The sequence below is a fragment of the Candidatus Ruminimicrobium bovinum genome (assembly GCF_902760015.1).
Lineage (GTDB): Bacteria > Elusimicrobiota > Endomicrobiia > Endomicrobiales > Endomicrobiaceae > Ruminimicrobium > Ruminimicrobium bovinum.
The window spans coordinates 1-4,515 of sequence record NZ_CACWEU010000229.1; the positions used below are offsets into that span (position 1 = coordinate 1).

Below are 4,515 nucleotides of genomic sequence, written 5' to 3' on the forward strand. Positions count from 1 at the left end.
GTTTAAGAAAAGCTATGGGTAAAAAACTTATAGATAAAATGGAAGCGGCGAGGGTAAAATTTGTTGACGGCGGTAAAGCCAAAGGAATAGATCCTTCCATAACAAACAAAATTTACGATAACATGGTAACTTTTGCAGGTTACGGTTTTAATAAATCTCATTCTGCGGCTTATGCTTATGTTACATACAGAACCGCATATTTGAAAGCCCATTATACACTTGAGTATATGACGGCTTGTATGAATAATGAAATAGGAAAATCAGCAGACAGTAAAATAATTGAATATATTGATGATGTCAAACAGTTCGGTATAAAAACTTTGCCTCCGGATATAAGGTATTCGCAAAGCGAATTTTCCGTTGAAGGTAAAAATATAAGGTTCGGGCTTACCGCAATAAAAAATGTCGGTGAAGGTGCTGCCGAAAATATAGTTGAAGCAAGAAAGAAATTCGGTAAATTTGAAAATTTTGAAGATTTTTTGTCAAAGATAGATTTATCCGCAGTGAACAAAAGAGCAATAGAATGTCTTTGTAAAGCAGGTGTGTTTGATTGTTTCGGTAAAAATAAGTTGGAAGTCAGGGCAAAAATACTTGACAATATTGAAGATTCAATGCAACGTGCCGTAAAGACAAAAAAAGAACAAAATGACAGTCAGGGCTTTTTGTTCGGCAGTGATGAAATAGCTACGACAGCCGTTAATGTTATGGATAAAAAAGTACCGCCGTTGGATGAAACGGTAGCACTTGAATACGAAAAAGAAGTTTTGGATTTTTATTTATCCGGACATCCGTTGGAGAAATATAAAAGAGATTTAATTGCTTTTTCTGCAAACAGGTTCGATAAAATTCCTGTTCCGAGTGAAAATACGGATTTAAAAACCGCAAAAATAATTCGCCTTGCCGGTATGATAACAAGTATAAAAAATTTGGTATCAAAAGTTGATAAAAAACAATTTGCAAGTTTTATACTGTCCGATTTATATGATAACATTGACTGTGTAATATTTCCTAAAACTTATAAAGAATTTAAAGATTATTTGGTCGAAAAAAATATTGTTGTTGCAAAAGGTAAGTTAATAAGCAAAAAAGGTAAATGTCAGCTTGTTATAAGTGAAATTTGTTCGCTTGATGAAGCCAAGCAAAAATTTACACCGAATATGGGAACACTCCATATAAAAATTTCCGAAACGGCTTTGGACGATAATTTATCAGATAAAATTATAGAAGTTTTAAAAAAATATCCGGGTAAATCAAAAGTGTATTTGGATATAGAAAATTTTAAAAATAATAACTATTTAATAGAAACGGATTATTGTGTAAAATATAGTGACGAATGTCTTAAAGAACTTGAAAAACTTGTCGGTAAAGATTCAATAAATTTAAAATATAAGTAATAAAATAAGACGATTAAAATGGTTAAATTTAATTCAAGAAAATTATTGGCAAAAATTGCATACTGGTATTTTTCTTTTACAATAAAAACGTTACGTTTAAAATCGATAGAACTTGTTCCAAAACTTGCCGAACAAAGCGTTTATGCTTTATGGCACGGGGAACAAATTTTACCTTTATGCCTTAATTCCGGCCTAAACATAGTAAGCATGTGCAGTATGTCAAAAGACGGGGAAATATTGGCATGGTTTTTAAAATATTTCGGTTTTATTGCCGTCAGAGGTTCATCTTCAAAAGGGGCAGAAAGGGCTTTAATAGAAACGATAAGATACGCAAGAAAAGGTCATTATGTTGCTTTTACCGTTGACGGGCCGAAAGGTCCTGTATATAAAGTTAAGCCCGGGCTTTTGCTTGTATCGCAAAAATTAGGTATACGCTTAATTCCGATATCGGCATTTTCAAAACACTCCTTAATATTTAATAAATCTTGGGATAAATTTAAAATTTCTCTTCCTTTTTCAAAAACGGTTATAGTTTACGGGAATCCCATTTATATAACCAAACAGGACAATATAGAAGAAAAATCATTATTGGTTGAAAAAGAGTTGAATAAATTAAAAGATTTCACAAATACATATTATTGGTCAAAAGATGTTAACGAATATTTACAACATCATCCTAAACCTAAAATTATTGTTAAATTTAATAATAATTTTGAAAATTCGGTTAATAAAATAAATGAATTTAAACAAAAATATCCTTCGGCGGATATTACCTTTGTTATAAAAAAAGAGAATATAAAAAATATGTCTGTTTTAAAAAATGTTAATATTGTTGATAAAATAACTTTTTCACTAAAAAAAGAACAATTTGACCTTGCCTTTGGAACTGCTTTTTTTGTCAACTTATTAATAAAACCGCGTTTTAAATTATCATAAATTGTTAATATTTGTCGTCGTTAAATTTTCTGCTTGACATATAAAATATTTTTTTATAATATATTTACCTACCTATTAAGTAGGTAAAACAATTATGGATAAAGTATGCAGTATGCGGGAGTAAAAAATGTTTTTATCAAGACGATGTTATTATGAACAAAAAAATTTGTGTTATATAGAAAATATGCGAATGTGCAACTTCAATTGAAAATTAGTAATTAGCAGTTGAAAATTTTAAAAAAATAAAAGATTGTCATTACGGGCTTAGTTCACAATTTATAAAAAGTTAGTCCGTAATAACACAACAAACTATCAGCTGTCAGCTGAAAATTATCAAAGATAATTTTTAAGGAGAAATAAAAATGTCTAATAAATATAAATTTGAAACATTGCAGGTTCACGTAGGGCAGGAAACGCCGGATTCGGCAACGGATGCAAGAGCAGTTCCTATTTATGCAACAACATCTTATGTGTTTAAAGATTCAGCCACTGCAGCAGGCAGGTTCGGTTTAACCGAAGGCGGTAACATTTATACAAGGTTAATGAACCCGACTTCCGATGTCCTTGAAAAAAGAATTGCGGCACTTGAAGGCGGAGCTGCAGCACTTGCAACCGCATCGGGAGCATCTGCAATTACTTATGCAATCCAAAATATTGCAACGGCAGGCGACCATATAGTATCTTCCACAAACCTTTACGGCGGAACATATAATTTATTTGCAAACACTTTAAAGGAACAGGGAATATCAACAACATTTGTTGACCCTTCAAATCCGGAAAATTTTGAAAAAGCAATAAAAGAAAATACAAAACTTCTTTATGCAGAAACTTTAGGAAATCCTAATTCCGATGTTGTAGATTTGGAAACAATATCAAAAATTGCACATAAACACGGAATACCTTTTATAGTAGACAGTACATTTGCCACACCTTATTTATTAAGGCCTATTGAACACGGCGTGGATATTGTAGTTCATTCAGCAACAAAATTTATAGGCGGGCACGGTTCGGTAATGGGCGGAGTTATTGTTGATGCCGGAAAGTTTGATTGGGCACAAAACGATAAATTCCCGGGACTTTCAAAACCCAACCCGTCTTATCACGGTGTAGTGTTTACAAAAGCAGTAGGTAATTTGGCATATATAATAAAAATAAGAACAACATTGTTAAGAGATCAGGGGGCTACAATTTCTCCGTTTAACTCTTTCTTGTTGCTGCAAGGGCTTGAAACACTTTCTTTAAGAGTAGAAAGACATGTTTCAAATGCACTTAAAGTGGTGGATTTTTTAAAGAATCATCCGCAAGTAGCAAAAGTTAATCATCCGTCTTTAGCAACGGGAAAACAAAAAGAATTATATAACAAATATTTCCCGAAAGGTGCAGCTTCAATATTTACATTTGAAATTAAAGGTACTGCAGAAACCGCAAAGAAATTTACGGAGAGTTTAAAACTTTTCTCACTTCTTGCAAATGTTGCAGATGTTAAAAGTTTAGTAATACATCCCGCATCAACAACTCATTCTCAACTTTCCGAACAAGAGTTGTTAAGTAGCGGAATAACACCTACAACGGTTAGGTTGTCTATAGGTACGGAACATATAGATGATATTATTGAAGATTTAAAACAAGGTTTTGAAGCAGTAAAATAACTACAGGTTATAAGATTATAGGGTTATGAGGTTATAGGTTGAAAAGGCAATTAAAAAATAACTAATAATCCTATAATCCATAAACTATAAACAATAAAATTTGTTTAACAAATTTTTGTTTTAATATGTTAAAATAACAGAGATATATATGAAGAAAGTATTGTTGAGTATTTTAATTTTAATAACCGTTGTAACATTAAGTTATGCACGATGTTGCGGTTGTGGTAATGATGGTTGCGGTACTGATGAAACTTGTTCAACATCAGAATGCCCGCAGAAGTAAGTTTAAGGTATGGAAGGATAGAAGTAATAACGACAGGTTATAAGGTGATAGGGTTATAAGGTTATAAGTTGACAACGACAAACAACTAAAAAAATAACCTATAAACTAATAACCTCATAAACTAATAAACTAATAAACTAAAATACGAAGTATTTTTAAAGGAGAATAAAAATGTCAAAAATATATAAATCAGCAGATGAATTAATAGGAAAAACACCTTTATTGGAGTTCACACACATAGAAAAAGCAGAGA

4 protein-coding genes are annotated in these 4,515 nt (G+C 31.6%); all 4 read left to right on the forward strand.

The genetic code is table 11. From position 1 onward, the window contains the following. Positions 1-1,394 (forward strand): OB-fold nucleic acid binding domain-containing protein (locus ACMUOV_RS07695; protein WP_413854551.1); only part of this gene is annotated, 1,394 nt, incomplete at its 5' end. 18 nt (positions 1,395-1,412) lie between these two features. Continuing rightward, on the forward strand, positions 1,413-2,330 hold the full coding sequence (locus ACMUOV_RS07700; protein WP_413854552.1) for a DUF374 domain-containing protein: 918 nt from the start codon (positions 1,413-1,415) through the stop codon (positions 2,328-2,330). Between the two features lie 362 nt (positions 2,331-2,692). Further along, the gene (locus tag ACMUOV_RS07705) at positions 2,693-3,979 is read left to right on the forward strand and encodes an O-acetylhomoserine aminocarboxypropyltransferase/cysteine synthase family protein (protein ID WP_413854553.1); all 1,287 of its coding nucleotides are present in this window, start codon (positions 2,693-2,695) and stop codon (positions 3,977-3,979) included. A gap of 148 nt (positions 3,980-4,127) precedes the next feature. After that, complete coding sequence (locus ACMUOV_RS07710) at positions 4,128-4,262, forward strand: hypothetical protein (protein ID WP_413854554.1); 135 nt, start codon at positions 4,128-4,130, stop codon at positions 4,260-4,262. The last annotated feature ends 253 nt before the right edge of the window (positions 4,263-4,515 follow it).

Bases quoted from the DNA above. Each gene is read 5' to 3' on its own strand.
- ACMUOV_RS07705 (WP_413854553.1), top strand. From the start codon at position 2,693: ATGTCTAATAAATATAAATTTGAAACATTGCAGGTTCACGTAGGGCAG.
- ACMUOV_RS07700 (WP_413854552.1), top strand. From the start codon at position 1,413: ATGGTTAAATTTAATTCAAGAAAATTATTGGCAAAAATTGCATACTGG.
- ACMUOV_RS07710 (WP_413854554.1), top strand. From the start codon at position 4,128: ATGAAGAAAGTATTGTTGAGTATTTTAATTTTAATAACCGTTGTAACA.